The organism is Pseudomonas sp. MF09156, assembly GCF_059862305.1.
In genome coordinates this window covers 115876-131687 of record NZ_JCBCUR010000008.1, presented here as the reverse complement: position 1 = coordinate 131687, position 15812 = coordinate 115876, and the positions used below count along the sequence as shown (strand labels likewise).

Annotated in this window: 12 protein-coding genes and 1 pseudogene; 5 read left to right on the top strand and 8 right to left on the bottom strand. The window is 65.3% G+C overall.

All coding sequences use genetic code 11. From position 1 onward, the window contains the following. Nucleotides 1-33 precede the first annotated feature (33 nt). Genes AC19YY_RS19145 through cysC form a run of 3 tightly spaced genes read left to right on the top strand, consistent with a single transcriptional unit; the run spans nucleotide 34 to nucleotide 5801 of the window. Complete coding sequence (locus AC19YY_RS19145) at nucleotides 34-4137, top strand: SDR family oxidoreductase (protein WP_500604662.1); 4104 nt, start codon at nucleotides 34-36, stop codon at nucleotides 4135-4137. Nucleotides 4138-4141: 4 nt separating this feature from the next. After that, nucleotides 4142-5149, top strand: a complete 1008-nt coding sequence (locus AC19YY_RS19140; RefSeq protein WP_169955276.1) for an NAD(P)-dependent alcohol dehydrogenase — start codon at nucleotides 4142-4144, stop codon at nucleotides 5147-5149. Nucleotides 5150-5180: 31 nt separating this feature from the next. After that, the gene (gene cysC / locus AC19YY_RS19135) at nucleotides 5181-5801 is read left to right on the top strand and encodes an adenylyl-sulfate kinase (RefSeq protein WP_172314822.1); all 621 of its coding nucleotides are present in this window, start codon (nucleotides 5181-5183) and stop codon (nucleotides 5799-5801) included. Between the two features lie 314 nt (nucleotides 5802-6115). Here the strand turns inward: cysC and AC19YY_RS19130 are convergent, their stop codons facing one another. Next, nucleotides 6116-6994 carry a LysR family transcriptional regulator gene (locus AC19YY_RS19130; RefSeq protein ID WP_170041575.1) on the bottom strand — a complete coding sequence of 293 codons (879 nt, stop codon included), beginning with the start codon at nucleotides 6992-6994 and terminating at the stop codon, nucleotides 6116-6118. A 132-nt stretch (nucleotides 6995-7126) separates the two neighbouring features. Between AC19YY_RS19130 and ampC the strand changes: the two genes are divergently transcribed. Then, on the top strand, nucleotides 7127-8269 hold the full coding sequence (ampC, locus tag AC19YY_RS19125) for a class C beta-lactamase (RefSeq protein ID WP_500604661.1): 1143 nt from the start codon (nucleotides 7127-7129) through the stop codon (nucleotides 8267-8269). 195 nt (nucleotides 8270-8464) lie between these two features. Here the strand turns inward: ampC and ubiT are convergent, their stop codons facing one another. The 7 genes from ubiT to norR all read right to left on the bottom strand — a co-directional run bounded on the left by ubiT (nucleotide 8465) and on the right by norR (nucleotide 15150). Then, nucleotides 8465-8932 carry a ubiquinone anaerobic biosynthesis accessory factor UbiT gene (gene ubiT / locus AC19YY_RS19120; protein WP_169955280.1) on the bottom strand — a complete coding sequence of 156 codons (468 nt, stop codon included), beginning with the start codon at nucleotides 8930-8932 and terminating at the stop codon, nucleotides 8465-8467. Continuing rightward, nucleotides 8926-9816: a U32 family peptidase gene (locus tag AC19YY_RS19115; protein ID WP_169955281.1), complete on the bottom strand. Its 891-nt coding sequence runs from the start codon at nucleotides 9814-9816 to the stop codon at nucleotides 8926-8928. The genes ubiT and AC19YY_RS19115 overlap by 7 nt, the downstream gene beginning before the upstream one ends. 10 nt (nucleotides 9817-9826) lie before the next feature. Beyond that, entirely contained in the window at nucleotides 9827-10822 is a 996-nt protein-coding gene (gene ubiU, locus AC19YY_RS19110) for a ubiquinone anaerobic biosynthesis protein UbiU (protein ID WP_076960737.1), read from the bottom strand. Between the two features lie 183 nt (nucleotides 10823-11005). After that, nucleotides 11006-12241, bottom strand: a complete 1236-nt coding sequence (locus AC19YY_RS19105; RefSeq protein WP_169955282.1) for a molybdopterin molybdotransferase MoeA — start codon at nucleotides 12239-12241, stop codon at nucleotides 11006-11008. Then, nucleotides 12238-12792, bottom strand: a complete 555-nt coding sequence (gene moaB / locus AC19YY_RS19100; RefSeq protein ID WP_169955283.1) for a molybdenum cofactor biosynthesis protein B — start codon at nucleotides 12790-12792, stop codon at nucleotides 12238-12240. The genes AC19YY_RS19105 and moaB overlap by 4 nt, the downstream gene beginning before the upstream one ends. A 92-nt stretch (nucleotides 12793-12884) precedes the next feature. After that, nucleotides 12885-13532, bottom strand: coding sequence for a pyridoxamine 5'-phosphate oxidase (pdxH, locus tag AC19YY_RS19095; RefSeq protein WP_432755638.1), 648 nt, complete (start codon nucleotides 13530-13532; stop codon nucleotides 12885-12887). Between the two features lie 100 nt (nucleotides 13533-13632). Continuing rightward, entirely contained in the window at nucleotides 13633-15150 is a 1518-nt protein-coding gene (gene norR / locus AC19YY_RS19090) for a nitric oxide reductase transcriptional regulator NorR (RefSeq protein WP_169955285.1), read from the bottom strand. Nucleotides 15151-15328: 178 nt separating this feature from the next. Between norR and AC19YY_RS19085 the strand changes: the two are divergent. Beyond that, a pseudogene (locus tag AC19YY_RS19085) lies at nucleotides 15329-15778 on the top strand (hemerythrin domain-containing protein); the annotation flags it as partial. Nucleotides 15779-15812: the final 34 nt, after the last annotated feature.

Sequence of the window (15812 nt, the reverse complement as noted above, 5' to 3'; positions counted from 1 at the left end):
CTCACGTGCACAGGCCCTGCCCAGGAGCTGTTTATGCTGACGTCATCTCATCTGCCCAATGTGATTGTGTGGGCCGTTTCCAGAAGCCGCTCAACCGCCTTCGAGCGCGCCGTGATGCAACACCCGGGCGTGAAGGTGCTGCATGAACAACTGTCGGAGCCGTTCCTGGCCCGACACTTCCCGGCAAAGCATGCGCTGATCGAGCGCAACCGCCAGGCCGCGCAAGGCCCTGCGGGCATCACCCACTACAGCCAGGCGCTGGCCCTGCTGAGCCAACGTCCGGCCGAACCCCAGCACCTGCAATGTGCCAAGGAGATCGCCTATTTCTTCGACTTCCAGGCCATCGATGGCGCCTGGTTGACCGCATTCAAGCATGTGTTCCTGGTGCGCCAGCCGCTGGCGGTCATGCAGTCGCTGTATCGCGTCAGCCAGGGCGGCGGCACCACCTATTTCGATGCCGACGAGTCGGGTTTCGATGAACTGGCACGCATTCATGGCCTGGTGCTGGAGCATTGCCCCAGCGATCACGTGCTGTACCTGGACAGTGACGCCGACTTGATGGCAGACCCCCAGGGCACCCTGCTGCGCTTCTGCGATTTTGCCGGCATCGAGTATTCCCCAAGGCTGTTGGCGTGGCAGCCGGAACAGGTCGCGCAATGGCAGTTTTTCAAGGGCTGGCATGATGACGCCGAGCGCTCGTGCGGGTTCGCCCAGGTGACGCACCCGGCCATGGATTTCCCGCCTATCGTCGAACAGACGGCCCGGGACAAGCAGGTGATTTATCGGTTTTTCCAGCTGTGCGCCAGCTGGCAACGCCAGGCTGATACAGCCGATCACCTCAAGTGCCTGCATGAACCCGCCACCACGCGGCTCCAGGTGCTGTTACTGGCCCACACCGACGAGCAGTGCCAGCGCGCCCTGCAACTGGCGGCGCATTTGCCCGACGACTATGCCCTTTGGCTGCTGGACAGCGCCAGCCACACCCTGAGCGACCAGACCCTGCGTGAACTGGCGCTGTTGCAGGACGGGCCGCTGGTGCTGCTGACGGCCAACGAGCACTTGACCTATTGCTCTCCCGAGCAGGCGCGCCAGCGGTTCCTGTGCCTGGTGGCCCCGGATACGGCCTCGGCCAGGGCCCTTGGCCTGCCACTGATTACCCTCGAGCCAAACACCCCTGCTGCACAGGGGCCGCGAATCAGTGCTCAGTTGGCCACCCTTGCGCGCAACGCAAGCCTGCACAGCCGCGCACGCCAAATCGCCAGCAACCGCTACGCCAGCGCGGCCATCGCACCGGGCCTGTCGTGGCAGCAACATTTCTTGCGCCTGCTGGAGCAGGCTCCCGAAAGCCTGGTCGCGATGACGCCCCACAGGCAGCTAAATGCGCGGCAGCTACACGCCCATGCCGTGACGCTGGCCGAGCGCCTGTCGAGCCAGTGTGCCCACGGCGGCTGGGTGGCGATCCGCCTGGACAAGGACCTGCGCAGCCTGATCAGCATGACCGCGTGCAGCCTGCTGGGCTGGCCCTACCTCGACATCCCCCATTGGTATGGGTTGGAGGCCACTGCCAAGGCCCTGGCCAATCTGCGGCCGGTGGTGGTGATCGGCGACAGCAGCAGCCTCAATGACCTGCCGCCCGGCTACCCCAGCCTGGTGTTCGATGAACTGCCCGCCACGCCCGCCCGGCCCGCCACCTTGCCCCACCGGGTACCGGGGGCAAATGACCTGGCCTACGGCCTGCTCACGTCCGGCACCACCGGCACGGCGAAGATCGTCACCATCGGCGAGCACGGCCGCCTGGACTCCCTGGCGTTGTGGCAACAGCACATCCGCCCGGGTGATCGGGTGGGCCTCAACGCCTGGATGGCCGGGTATGTGTATTACCCGATTTTCAGCGGCGCCACCGTGTGCCTGATGCCCGACGCCATGGTGCTCGACCCCCAGGCCCTGCGGGCATTCGTCGAGCATGGCCAGCTTAGCCAATTGATGATCACCCCCAGCCTGGCCGCAGGCCTGATGCACGATGAGCCCGCGTTCAATCAGGCCTTTGCCGGCGTGCGGTGCCTGTGGCTGAGCGGCGAACAACTGCCGCCGTCCACGCGGCAGAACCTGGTGCGCTGCCTGCCCAATTGCCGGGTGATCGACCTGTATGGCTCCAATGAAGCGGGCGACGTCGCGTTAGTCGCCCCCGACGGCCATCTGCAATGGACCCCTGGCACCCAGGCCTACGTGCTCGACCCGGCCCTCGATTGCACCCCACTGGGTGGCCACGGCGAACTGTACGTGCAGACCCCGGGGCTCAGCGTCGGCTACCTGGAGGACGATGCGGCCAACCGCAGCGCATTCGTGGCCAACCCACTGGCCCAGGAGTGCCCAGCGCTGGCCCCGCGGCTGCTGCGCACCGGCGACAGGGTCCGCCTGGACGAGGCCGGCGAGGTCTACCTGATCGGGCGCGCGACCACCCACCTCAAGGTGCGCGGCTTCAAGATCTTCAGCGCCGACGTCGAGCGCGTGTTGATGGCCCATCCCGAGGTGCGCAGCGCCCTGGTCACCACCCGTGGCGAAGGCCCGGACTTGCAGCTGGTGGCGTTTATATGCGCCGTGGACTCCGGCAAGCCCCCCACTGCCGGCGCCCTGCGCCAGTGGGCGGGCCAGCACCTGCCCGCCTTCAGCGTGCCGCTGGGGTATTTTTTGGCCGCCTCGATTCCGGCAGGTGCCAGCCAGAAGCGCCTGGGCGCCCAGGCCCTGCTGCAACAGCCACTGACACCGCTGGCCGACGAGCAACCGCCGTTGACGCCGCTGCAAACCCGCCTGGCCCGGTTATGGGCGCGCTGCATGAACCTGCAAGGCGTCACCCTGGGGCCGGACAGCGACTTTATCGAGATTGGCGGCAGCCTGTTGCTGCTGGACTTGATCAATCGCATCAACCGCGCGTTCGACACCGACCTGACGATTGCCGACATCACCCGTGACTCGACATTGGCCGGGATCAGCCGGCAGTTGGCCCATCGGCTGCAAGGCGCGCCGCTTTTGGAAGTGGCCTTTTCGGTCACGGCACACGCCGAGCGTTATCTGGCGCACTTGAACACGGCCGTGGCGAACCTGCCCCAGGTGCCACCCCGCCTGGCCCGACGCACACTGCTGGTCACCGGCGCCACCGGGTATCTGGGGCGCAGGGTGGTTGCCGAGCTGCAACACAGCGCCGGGGTGCAGACGGTGTTGTGCCTGGTGCGCGCCGATGATCCGGCCCAGGCCCAGCGGCGCATCGCCGAACTGGGCCTGACACCTGGCAGCGCACGGGTCGTGGGCCTGGCCGGGGACCTGGCGCAACCACGGTTGGGCATGTCGAGCGCGGCCTATCAAAGCCTGTGCCAGGAGGTGGACTGCATCATTCACTGCGCCGCCGACGTCAACTGGCTAAAAAGTTATGAACGCCTGGCCCAGACCAACGTCGGTGGCGTAGTCGAGGTATTGGGCCTGGCCGCCGCAAGCGGTGCGGCCGTGGTGTTCGCCTCGACCCTGCCAGAGCCGGTCCCCTCCACCGGCTATAACCGCGCCAAGCTGGTGGCCGAACAACTCGCGCTGGGTTTTTGCCAAAGCCGTGGGCTGTGCCTGAACATCCTGCGCTGCGGTGACATCAGCGCCCCCGCCAACCCGGGCAGTGGTTCATCGATCAACCAGGAAGACTATGTGGGGCTGCTGATTCGCAGCTGCCTGGCGCTCAAGGCCTGGCCTGACGAAGCCCATTGGTCGCTGAACCTGACCCCCGTGGACTATGTCGCACAGGTGTTCACCCACACCGCCCTCCACGGCCAGGCCCTGGGTTTGCCGCCGCTCCAGCACCTGTACAACCCCGCACCGAACCTGCCCTGGACGCAGCTATGCGCCTGGATACAAACGCTGCTGGGCCACGCGCAGTTCGCGCCCCTACCCCTGGCGCAATGGCAAGCCCGACTCAAGGCGCAGGCCCCGGGCCAGGCCGTGCTGCAACGCACGCTGCTGATCCTGGCAATGATCATCGACGACTTCAGCCACTTCCACCCGCCACCGCCGCTGCTGCTCGATCACCTCAAGTGCCCGGCAATCGACGCCGAATGGACCCAGCACTATCTCGCGGCCTTAACCCTTACACAGGAGTGACCCCATGACACGCACCACCCACGGCTGGGCCGCCTATGGCCCGGGCTCGCCACTGGAACCTTTCACCTACCCGCGCCCGGACCCGGGGGCCAACGACGTGGAAATCCAAGTGACCCATTGCGGCGCCTGCACCAGTGACCTGCACCTGATTGAAGGCCATTGGGGCGAAGCCTCCCAATACCCTCAAGTGTGCGGCCACGAGGTCGTGGGGCGGGTGGTGCGTTGCGGCTCGGCGGTCACCCACCTGGCTGCCGGCCAGCGCGTTGGCGTGGGCTGGTACAAGGGCGCCTGCCTGGCGTGCGAATGGTGCCTCAAGGGCGAGGAGCAACACTGTGCGGCGGTGGTGGCGACCTGCGCCGATGGGCAAAAAGGCGGGTTTGCCGACTTCATGACCTGCGACAGCCGGTTCGTGTTCCCGATCCCCGACAACCTGCCCTCCCATGTCGCCGCTCCGTTGTTCTGCGCCGGGCAGACCGTGTTCACCGCGCTGCTGCGCGGCACCCGCCCGGGCATGCGCGTGGGGGTGCTGGGCATCGGAGGGCTCGGCCACCTGGCCATCCAGTTTGCGGCCAAGTTCGGCTGCACCGTCACCGCACTGTCGAGTTCCACCAGCAAAAAAACCCAGGCCTTGCAGTTGGGGGCCCGTCATTTCCACGGCCTGGACCCGGCCACCTTGCAGGCCCAGGAAAACACCCTGGACTTCCTGCTGGTCACCGCCTCCAACGACCAGGACTGGGAGCGCGCCATCGCCCTGCTGCGCCCCCACGGCACCCTGTGCTTTGCCGGGATGCCCGGCCCGGTCACGCTGGATATTGCGGCCATGACCTACAAGACCCTGACCGTCAGCACCGCCAACGTCGGCGGGCGCCACGACATGCTCAAGATGCTGGAATTTGCCAGCGAACATCATGTGTGGCCCCTGGTGGATATTTTTCCCACGGCGCAGATCAACCAGGCCCTCGACGCCCTACGCAACAACACCGTGCGCTACCGCGCGGTGATCGAGTTTTGACTGGCGTGCGCGCCCCCAGGAGATGCCCCTGATGCCTCCCTTCGCTCGCCCCCGGGAAACCCCGGACCTGGTGCCCCACCCGTTCGATGTCGAGCGCCAGGCCCAATGCAACCTTAAAGGGCATCGCTCATTGCTGTTGTGGTTCACCGGGATGTCGGGCGCCGGCAAGTCCTGTATTGCCAATTGCGTGCAGGCCAGCCTGCACGCGAAACAGCTGCACACCTGCCTGCTCGACGGCGACCGCCTGCGCCAGGGCTTGACCGCCGACCTGGGCTTTGCCGACAGCGACCGCAAGGAAAACATCCGACGCACCGCCGAGGTCGGCAAGTTGATGGTGGATGCCGGGGTCATCACCCTGGTGTGCCTGATCTCGCCCTTCGAGCAGGAAAGACGCATGGCCAGGGCGCTGTTCGCCCCTGGCGACTTTATTGAAATCTTCATCGACGCACCGCTGCCGGTCCTCGAACAGCGCGACCCCAAGGGCCTTTATGCCAAGGCCCGCAAAGGCCTGATCAAGCACTTCACCGGCATTGACTCACCTTACGAGCGCCCGGTAGCCCCCGACATCGTGATTGATAGCGCCAACACCTCGATCGAACACGCCGCCCACACCATCGAGACGTTTGTCCTGCGCCAACGGCTGTGGACTTGACCCACCAATGGCCACCCCTGCCAACTGAGGCGTATTGACCCTCGCCTGGTGTTTGAGACCGGTCTTATGGTCGCCGTGGCCATGGTCACGATGAACCGCGCCAACTGGCGTAACTCACGAAAGGAAACCACCACCATGACACTTTACGCACCGCAAGTAGAGGTCAGTTGATGGGGGGCGCAATAGGAGTTAGAAGGGTCGGGGCAACCCCTAGGACTTGTCTCAGTCCGGCCCAAGGGCCGGCTTGAATCGACGAACGGCCCCCCCAGTGCAGGAGCTGGCTTGCCAGCGATGGCGTCCGGCAAGCCAGGTACCTACAGGCCCGTCACCTGCTCCAACAACCATTGCTTGAACGCCTGCATCGCCGGGGTTTCGGCGCGTGATTGCAGGCGCGTCAGCCAGTAGCTACCCGTGGTGATGCCCACGTCGAACGGCTGGCGGATCACGTCCTGGGCCAACTGGCGGGAGAACATCAGTGCCGGCGCCAGGGCCACGCCATTGCCCTGCAAGGCCGCTTCCATCATCGCCAGGGACGAGTCGAACACGATGCTGCGCGGCACCAGGGTGTCGGCGGGCAAGCCCGCGGCCTGGAACCACAGGCTCCATTCATCCGCCCGGTAAGAGCGCAACAGCGTGTGCTTCAACACATCGCCCGGGCCTTGCAATTGGCGGGCAATCGCCGGTACGCACAGTACGGTCAGCGGCGCCGCCAGCAACTCACAGGCGTGGGTGCCATGCCACGCGCCGGCGCCGAAGCGGATCGCATAATCCAGGCCTTCAGCCGCCACATCCACGCGGTTGTTGTGGGTCGACAAACGCAGGTCGATAAACGGGTAGCGCGCCTGGAAATCCGCCAGGCGCGGCAGCAACCAGCCCACCGCAAACGTGCCCACCGCGCCCACCGTCAGCACCTCGCGGTAATGCCCGGCCTGGAACTGGCCCAGGGTCTGGGCGATGCGATCGAAGGACTCGCGCAATACCGGCAACAGCGTCTCCCCTTCGCGGGTGAGCATCAGGCCACGGGGCAGGCGCTTGAACAGGGTGACGTTGAGTTGGGCCTCCAGGCTCTTGACCTGGTGACTGACCGCCGCCTGGGTCACGCACAACTCGATGGCCGCCCGGGTAAAGCTCAAATGCCTGGCAGAGGCTTCGAACGCGCGCAGTGCGTTAAGGGGTAAATGGGAACGCAACATGGTCTTAACCCAAATTTTTCTAATGACTGGTGCGAGATATCATCGGTTGTCCGGGACCGGCAAACTGCCTATCTTGGCGGCGCCTGCGCAGGCCGTGATTCCCCCGACAATCCTCAAGGAAGCGACCTCATCATGTACCAACACGTGCGCAACGTCACGATTCTCAGCCTCTTGCTCGGCGCCGGCAACTGCCTGGCCGCCACCGACCTGCGCCAGGTGGTGGACGCCACCGTCAAGCCGCTGATGCAGCAGCAGGCAATCCCAGGCCTGGCTGTCGCCATCGTGCAGGACGGCAAGGCCCGATACTTTAACTACGGTGTCGCCGCGCAGGACAGCCAGCAGCCCGTCAGCGAAAACACCCTGTTCGAGATCGGCTCGGTCAGCAAGACCTTCACCGCGACCCTGGCCGGCTATGCCCAGGCCACCGGTAAGTTGAAGCTCTCTGCCCCGGCCAGCGATTACTTGCCAGCCTTGCGCGCCAGCCAGTTCGAGCACATCAGCGTACTTGACCTGGGCACCTACACCGCAGGCGGGCTGCCGTTGCAGTTCCCCGGCGAGGCGGACAATGCGCAGCAGATGATCGGCTACTTCCAACACTGGAAAGCCACTTTCGCCCCCGGCACCCACCGCCAGTATTCCAACCCCAGCCTGGGCCTGTTCGGCTATCTGGCGGCGCAGAGCCTGCAGCAACCCTTCGACGTGGCGATGGAACAGACCCTGCTGCCCAAGCTCGGCCTCAAGCACACCTATCTCAAGGTGCCCAAACCCCAGATGGGCTTGTATGCCCAGGGCTACGACAAGGCCGGCAAGCCGGTGCGCGTCAGCCCCGGAGCGTTGGACAGCGAAGCCTATGGGGTGAAGACCAGCCCGGCAGACCTGGCCCGCTACATGGCGCTGAACATGGAGCCGACGTCACTGGAGCAGCCGCTGCAACAGGCCATCGCTACCACGCATACCGGTTACTACACCGTGGGCACTACCACCCAGGGCCTTGGTTGGGAGATGTACGCCTACCCGCTGAGTGTTGACGCCTTGGTCGACGGCAATTCCACACCCATGGCCATGGAGCCGCATCCGGTCCACTGGCTGACCCCGGCACAGCCGTTGCGCGCCAATACCCTGGTGAACAAGACCGGCTCGACCGGCGGTTTTGGCGCCTATATCGCTTATGTACCGAGCAGAGGCATCGGCGTGGTGATCCTGGCGAACAAGAACTACCCCAATGCCGAGCGGGTGAAAGCCGCCCACGCGATCCTGCAGGCCATGGAGCAATAGCCCAGCTTTTTTTAACCCGTCATCTTGCCAATGTGGGAGCGGGCTTGCCCGCGATGGCGGTGGCTCAGTCGACATATCCGGTGACTGACACACTGCTTTCGCGAGCAAGCCCGCTCCCACAGGGGATCTGCGCTTGACTGACTGGCATTAGGGCTTGCCCGCTCCCACAGGGGCGCAGCTACGCGAGCTTGATCTTCAGGCCGCCAGGCCCTTGCCGGCTCGTTCCAGGTTGCGCCACAACCAGGGCGGCAACACGTCTGGGTCGAGGCTGTCGATCAGATTCTTCAGGCTCAAACCCAGCTCCGTATCACCCTCGATCACCAACCGCCGGCGGAAGAACAAGGTATCCGGATCCTCCTGGCGGCTGGCCAATAACAGGAACTCGCGCCAGTTGCCGCTGATGGTCACCTGGGCCTGGGCCTGTTCGGCGATGCGCAGTCCGTCGCGACCCAGGGTCAAGTACCAGCGCAAGCCCAGGTCGGGAATGCGCAGGCACATCCAGCGCCCGCGCAGCAGTTCAAAACCGCCATCGCGCAAAGGTTCGGCCAGGCAGCGGTTCAGCGCCTGTTGCAAGGCCAGGCGCTGCACCACGAACGGCACCTTGCGCATCAACGGCAGTAAGCGGTCGGCGCCCTTGAGCAGCCATTGCTTGCGATTCAGCACAGTCCCACCTCCTCGACCCGCAACATCCCGGCCTGGCCATGCCAGTAGCCATTGCAGCCTTCGACAAACACCGGCGGCGTGGCGCCCTGGCGGACCCGGTCAAAGGCTTCGACGATGCCCACCATGCCTTGCGCCCGTGGGCTCAGGCGCAGCAGATCGGCGCCGCAACTGATCAGCCCCGGGTAGTCGGCCAGCAGGTTGGTGACCTCCGCCGACAGAGTCTGGATACCATTCAAGGTAAACAGCGCCTGCCCTTCCTGGCTGGTCAAGGCCATGCCATCGGGGTAGTTGAGGCAGCAGAACTGGCAGTCATCCTTGGGCCGGTTTTCCGCCCGCGCCGTAAAGCAGCGCGCCGAATAGGCCAGGGGCAGATGCCCATAGGCGAAGACTTCGACTTGCGGCAACGGCCGGCCCAGTTCACGCACCTGCTCCAGCACATCGCCAATCAGCGCCGCCGAACACTCCACCGGCGGCACCCAGCGCATCATCCCGGCATCCAGCAGTTGCACCAGGGCATGGCCGTTATACAGATTCAACGCCGGCCCACCGACAAAGGGCAGCTTGCGCTCGGCGAGCAGCTGCACGGCGCCCATGTCATTGGCCTCGACCAACACCTCGCCGTTGTCACACAGGCGACGCAGGCTCGACAGCTCCGAGGCGGCCTCGATCAGGGTCAGGCTCGACAGCACGATTTGCGCATGGCCCGCCGACTGCAATTCGCGGCCCAGGCCCAACCACTGGTCGAGGTTGAACGCGCGGCGCTTGGAGCACACGGTTTCCCCCAGGTAGATCACATCCAGCGGCAGGCTGGCCATCTCGCTGTAGAACTGCCCCAGTTGTTGCTTATCCCAATAAAACAGCACCGGTCCCAGGCTGAGTTTCATGTACGGCTCCTCATTGCCACGAACGATGGTAGGCGCCCAGGGTGGTCTGGCTGCCTTCGGATAGACCGGCCAGCACGCTGCGCCACTGGTCCTTGACCACAAAGCGCTGCGGCGCGCTGCGGTGCGCGTCCAGTGCCGCACGCCAGACCCCGGTGACTTGCTCGACATACGCCGGGCTGCGCTGGCGGCCTTCGATTTTTACCGCTTCGACGCCCATGGCGATCAACTCGGGGATCAAGTCCAGGGTATCGAGGCTGGTGGGTTCTTCGAGGGCATGGAAGCGCTTGCCATCGACCATGAAACGGCCCTTGCACAGGGTCGGGTAGCCCGCCGGTTCGTCCGGTGTGTAGCGGTCGATCAGCACTTCGCTCAGGCGCGCGCTCAGGCCGTCGGCATCTTCGCTCCAGCGCACCGCCTTGGCCGGCGAGCACACGCCGCACAGGTTCGGTGACTCACCGGTGATATACGAAGACAGGTGGCAACGGCCCTCGGCCATGATGCACAGGCTGCCGAAACCGAAGACTTCGATGGGCACCGAACTGCTGGCGGCTACGTGTTTGACCTGGGCCAGCGACAGCACCCGGGGCAACACCGCGCGGCGGATGCCATAGCGCTCGGCGTAGAACTGCAACGCCGCCGCATGGGTCGCCGATCCCTGCACCGACAGATGCAAGGCCATCTGCGGATGGCGGCTGCTGGCGTACTGCAGCACCCCCGGATCGCCGGCAATCAGGGCATCCACGCCATGATCGGCAGCACGGTCCACCGCCCGTTGCCAGCGCTCCCAGCCCTTGGGCTGCGGGTAGGTGTTGACCGCCACATACAGCTTGCGCTGGTGCTGGCGGATGTGGGCGACGGCGCCGTCGAACTGCTTGTCGTCCATGTTCAGCCCGGCAAAATGCCGGGCGTTGGTGTCATCGCGAAAACCCACATACACCGCATCGGCACCTTGGCGCACGGCGGCTTTAAGCGCAGGCAGATTGCCTGCCGGGCAGACCAGTTGCATGGTTGATCCTCATCAGAAAATTCATCATCAACACCGCATATCCCTTGTGGGAGCGGGCTTGTGTGGGAGCGGGCTTGCTCGCGATTACGGTGTGTCAGGCAATTTAAATGTTGACTGATCCACCGCTATCGCGAGCAAGCCCGCTCCCACATTGACCATCACCACCATCGGCACCGCCGGCAGTTATTGCATCAGCTCGGCAAAAGACACGAACCGCACCAGCCCGCCCTTCTCCACCAACTGCTCACGCTCCACAATCGCCAGGCCATCGGCCCAGCACGCGGCGCTGAGCATCGCCGAGCTTTGCCGGGGGTGCAGCGTGACCCGCGCCTGGCCGTCGATGCCCGGGGTCAGGCGTGCGCGCAGGTATTGGCGGCGGCGGTTGCGCTGGGCCCAGGTAAAGTCGGCGGGCAGCAGCATCGGCACCGGGGTGACGTCAGTCACACCCTGGGCGCGCAACAGGAACGGGCGCACCACCACCAACGCGGTGATCAGCGCCGCCGAAGGGTTGCCGGGCAAGCCGATCCACGGTTTGCCGGCCACATCGCCAAAGGCCAGGGGTTTGCCCGGCTGGATTGCCAGGCGCCAGAAATCCACGCGCCCCAGCTCCTTGATCGCCTGCTTGAGGTGATCTTCCTCGCCCACCGACACCCCGCCAGACGTCAGCAGCAAGTCGCATTCCGAGGACGCCAGGGTCAACGCATCGCGGCTGACGGCCAGTTCGTCGGCCATCACCCCATAGTCATGTACCTCCACGCCCCAGCCTTGCAGCAGCGCGGCCAGGCAATGGCGATTGCTGTTGTAGATTTGCCCCGGCGCCAGATGATCGCCCGGCTCGCGCAGTTCATCACCACTGCTCAACAGGCACACCCGCAACGGCCGATAGACCTTGACCTGGGCCAGCCCGGCCGCCGCCAGCAGGCCCAGCTCCTGGGCGCGCAGGCGCTTGCCGGCCGGCAGCAGCAAGGCGCCCTGGGTCACTTCTTCACCCTGCTTGCGCACATGCTCGCCCGTGCGCATCGGCGGGCACCAGATGCGTTGGCCGTAGACCCGGCAACGCTCCTGGGGCACCACGGTGTCAGCCCCGGCCGGCAAGGGTGCGCCGGTAAAAATGCGCATGGTCTGCCCACTGCTCAACGCTGTGGCTGCGCCCTCGCCAGCGGCGATGCGCCCGGCCAGGCGCAGGTAGCCGCCCTCGGCCGGCAGGTCGGCGGCGCACAGCGCGTAGCCGTCCATGGCACTGTTGTCCCAGGCCGGCAGGTTGACCGGGGAAAAGATATCGCTGGCCAGCACCCGGCCCAGGGCCTGGGCGGTTTTCACCTGCTGGGTGGACGGTGGAGGGGGTGCCTGGGCCAGCAGGCGTTCGATGGCCTCGTCCACCGGGATCAGTTCGCCGCTTTCACACACCGAGGTGCTCATGACCGCGCCTCGCAGGGTTCCAGCGCTTGCGCGGCCTGGGCCTTGAGGTGCGGGGCGAAGTTGCACGGCCCGGTGCGGCTGTCCAGCTGCCCCAAGAGGATCTTGTCCCAGCCCGTGCGGCAGGCCCCGGGCGAGCCGGGCATGCAGCACACCAGCACGCCATTGCTCATGCCGGCCAGGGCACGCGATTGCAGAGTCGACATGCCGATCTCTTGCAGGGACACCTGGCGAAACAGCTCGCCAAAGCCTTCGACATGCTTGTCCAGCAATGGCAGCACCGCTTGCGGGGTGTTATCGCGCGCGGTAAAGCCGGTGCCGCCGGTGGTGAGGATCACTTGCACCTGGGGGTCGGCAATCCATTGCGAAATCCGCGCGCGGATCTGGTAGATGTCGTCCACCACCAGGGCCCGGTCGATCAGCGCGTGCCCGGCCCCTTGCACGCGGTCGCACAGGGTTTGCCCGGAGGTGTCGTTGTCAAAGTTGCGGGTATCGCTGATGGTCAATACGGCGATGTTCAGTGAGACAAAATTGCGTTGAGTCAGATGTGCCATGGTGAAAATCCCGGGATAAATGAGCAATGGCCCCAGCCTGCACCGCAAAGGCCGGCGGGCCTATTCCTCCGAGGAGGTACCTCTAGACGGATTCAGGGGGCCAGGCGGCTGCGCTGCCAGGTGCCGTCGTGCCGGCGATAGTCGAGGCGGTCGTGCAGGCGGTCGGGGCGGCCTTGCCAGAACTCCACGCGCTCGGGTTGCAGGCAATAGCCGCCCCACTCTGCCGGGCGCGGCGGTGATTGCCCGGCAAAGCGTTGGGTGACATCACGCAGGTGCCCTTCCAGCTCGGCGCGATGGGCCAGGGGCTGGCTTTGCGGCGACGCCCAGGCGCCGATCTGGCTGGCCAGCGGCCGCGAGTGGAAATACTCGTCGGACAGCTGTGGCGCCAGGCGTGCGACCGTGCCTTCGATGCGTACCTGGCGCTCCAGGCCGGGCCAGAAAAAGGTCATGGCCGCGCTGGGGTTGCTCGCCAGTTCCTGGCCCTTGGCGCTCTGGTAGTGGCCGAAAAAGGTAAAGCCCTCGGCACCAAAGCCCTTGAGCAAGAGGATCCGGCAATGGGCGCGGCCCTGGGCATCGACCGTGGCCAGGGCCATGCTGTTGGCCTCCACCGGCGCCACTTCGGTCTTGCGCGCCTGCTCCAGCCACTGGCCGAACAACACGAGGGGATCGTCCTGTACCAGGTCATCCCGCAAACCGTACAGGGTGTAGTTGCGGCGCATCTGCGCCAGGGAAAGGGGCATGGGGCGAACCTCCGGTCAATTCGCCACAGTCTGATCAGCCGACGCCCTGCGCACCTTGATCGCGATCAACTGCGCGCCGCGGCATGGGGTCGCAGCCCGGCTACTTGAGCCCCAGGCGCCGCGCCAGTTTGTGCAGGTTGCTGGAGTCCAGGCCGAGCATGCGCGCAGCGCTGGCCCAGTTATCGCCAGACAGGCTCAACGCCTGGCGCACCTTCTGGCGCTGGCAGTCGTCCACCGCATCGCTCAAGGTCTGGAATGCCGGCGCCGGCACTTCAGGCACAGGGGCCTGGGCCAAGGTGGCGCTGTCGAGATCCAGCAGCTCGGCTTCCAGGGTCATGATCTGGTTGCGATTGCCGCCACGGCTCAACTGCTTGAGGGCAGCGCGGCTGATCACGTGTTCCAGCTCGCGCACATTGCCCGGCCAGGCATAACCAAGCAGGCTCTGCTCGGCTGCCGGTGACAGGCGCAAGCCGCGCAGGCCCAGGCGCGCGCGGTTGAGCTCCAGGAAGTGCCCGGCCAGCAGCAGCACATCGTGGCCGCGCTCGCGCAATGCCGGGATCGGCACCGGGTACACCGACAGCCGGTGGTACAGGTCGGCGCGAAACAGCCCTTGGCGAATGCTCTCGGGCAGGTGGCGGTTGGTGGCGGCGATGATCCGCACATCCACATGCAACGGCTTGTCGGCGCCCAGGCGCTGGATCTCACCGTTCTGCAAGGTGCGCAGCAGTTTGGCCTGCACACTCAACGGCAACTCGCCCACTTCATCGAGGAACAGCGTGCCGCCGTTGGCCGCGTCAAAACGCCCGGCACGGTCGCTGGTGGCGCCGGAAAACGCACCTTTGACATGCCCGAACAACTCGCTCTCGGCCAACGACTCCGGCAGCGCCGCGCAGTTGACCTGGATCAGCGGCTTTTTACTGCGCCGCGACAGGCGATGCAGGCGCCGCGCGAACAGCTCCTTGCCGACCCCGGTTTCGCCAAGCAGCAACACCGGCAGGTCCGAATCGGCGAGCACATCCAGCTCGTTGAGCAACTGGTGCAGGACCGGGCTCTGGCCGAGGATTTCGCCATCTTCGACCCTGGGCAAACCCGCCAGCGGTTCATGGCGTGACAGGCGCAGGCTGCGGTTCTCCTGCTCCAGCCGCGTGACCCGCACCGCAGCCTCGATCTGCAACGTACAACGCTTGAGTTGCTCGCGGGCATTGGCGTCGAAGGTCCCGGCGTGCAGGGCATCCAGGGTAATCGCGCCCCAGGGCCGGCCCTCGACGAACAGGCTCACGCCCATGCAGTCATGCACCGGCAGCGGTTCGCCGACCTGAGTGTCCAGCAGCCCGTCGTACGGGTCCGGCAGGCGGCTGTCGGGCTCGAACCAGGTCGGCTCGCGGGACGCCATGATCGCCGCCAGCCGTGGATGTTGGGCAATCACAAAACGCCGGCCGAGGGCCTCATGCACCAGCCCCACCGTGGCCACCGGACGCAGGCTGTCGTCGCCATCCAGGCGCAACAGGCCCACGGCGCCGCTATGGAAATATTCGCGCAGGGTCTGCACCAGGCGTTGCAGGCGCACCGCGTTGGGCAATTCGACAATCAGGTCGGCCGACAGACTTTCACGCAACATGGTCATTACTACCCTTGTATGGTCGGTTCTACCGTGCAGCATCAGGGTGATCCTGACCACTACAAAAAATTAAATGCGGTTTTTCAATGGGTTGGCAATGGCACACGGCATGCAATCAGCGGTGTATCTGTTCACTTGATGAGGAAAGCCGATGAACACCATCGCCCCGGACAGCCTGCCCCAGGCGCAACTGATCGAACATTTGCTGGAGCGCTACCACGCTCGCCACCGCGAGCAACTGCCGGAACTGATCCGCCTGGCCAGCCGTGTGGAGCAGGTCCACGGCCATCACCTGGCGTGCCCCAATGGCCTGGCCGACCTGCTGCGGGATATCGAACAGGAATTGGAGGGCCATATGCTCAAGGAGGAACAGGTGCTGTTCCCGATGCTGCAAATGGGCATGGGCCCCCAGGCCGCGCCGCCGATCCAGGTCATGCGCTATGAACATGAACAACACGGCCAGGCACTGGAGCAGTTGCTGGCGCTGACCCATCGCATCCAGCCGCCCGCTGACGCGTGCAATACCTGGCGTGCCCTGTATCACGGGCTGGAGGTGTTTCATGGGGATTTGCTGGAGCATATTCATCTGGAAAATGACGTGTTGTTTATTCGTGCGCTAACAGCCTGACCCCTGCCTGTAGGCGCGAGCTTGTTCGCGCCTA

Coding starts and splice junctions, on each gene's coding strand:
- ampC (WP_500604661.1), top strand. CDS start 7,127: ATGTACCAACACGTGCGCAACGTCACGATTCTCAGCCTCTTGCTCGGC.
- AC19YY_RS19105 (WP_169955282.1), bottom strand. CDS start 12,241: ATGAGCACCTCGGTGTGTGAAAGCGGCGAACTGATCCCGGTGGACGAG.
- AC19YY_RS19145 (WP_500604662.1), top strand. CDS start 34: ATGCTGACGTCATCTCATCTGCCCAATGTGATTGTGTGGGCCGTTTCC.
- AC19YY_RS19140 (WP_169955276.1), top strand. CDS start 4,142: ATGACACGCACCACCCACGGCTGGGCCGCCTATGGCCCGGGCTCGCCA.
- pdxH (WP_432755638.1), bottom strand. CDS start 13,532: ATGCCCCTTTCCCTGGCGCAGATGCGCCGCAACTACACCCTGTACGGT.
- ubiU (WP_076960737.1), bottom strand. CDS start 10,822: ATGCAACTGGTCTGCCCGGCAGGCAATCTGCCTGCGCTTAAAGCCGCC.
- moaB (WP_169955283.1), bottom strand. CDS start 12,792: ATGGCACATCTGACTCAACGCAATTTTGTCTCACTGAACATCGCCGTA.
- norR (WP_169955285.1), bottom strand. CDS start 15,150: ATGTTGCGTGAAAGTCTGTCGGCCGACCTGATTGTCGAATTGCCCAAC.
- cysC (WP_172314822.1), top strand. CDS start 5,181: ATGCCTCCCTTCGCTCGCCCCCGGGAAACCCCGGACCTGGTGCCCCAC.
- AC19YY_RS19130 (WP_170041575.1), bottom strand. CDS start 6,994: ATGTTGCGTTCCCATTTACCCCTTAACGCACTGCGCGCGTTCGAAGCC.
- AC19YY_RS19115 (WP_169955281.1), bottom strand. CDS start 9,816: ATGAAACTCAGCCTGGGACCGGTGCTGTTTTATTGGGATAAGCAACAA.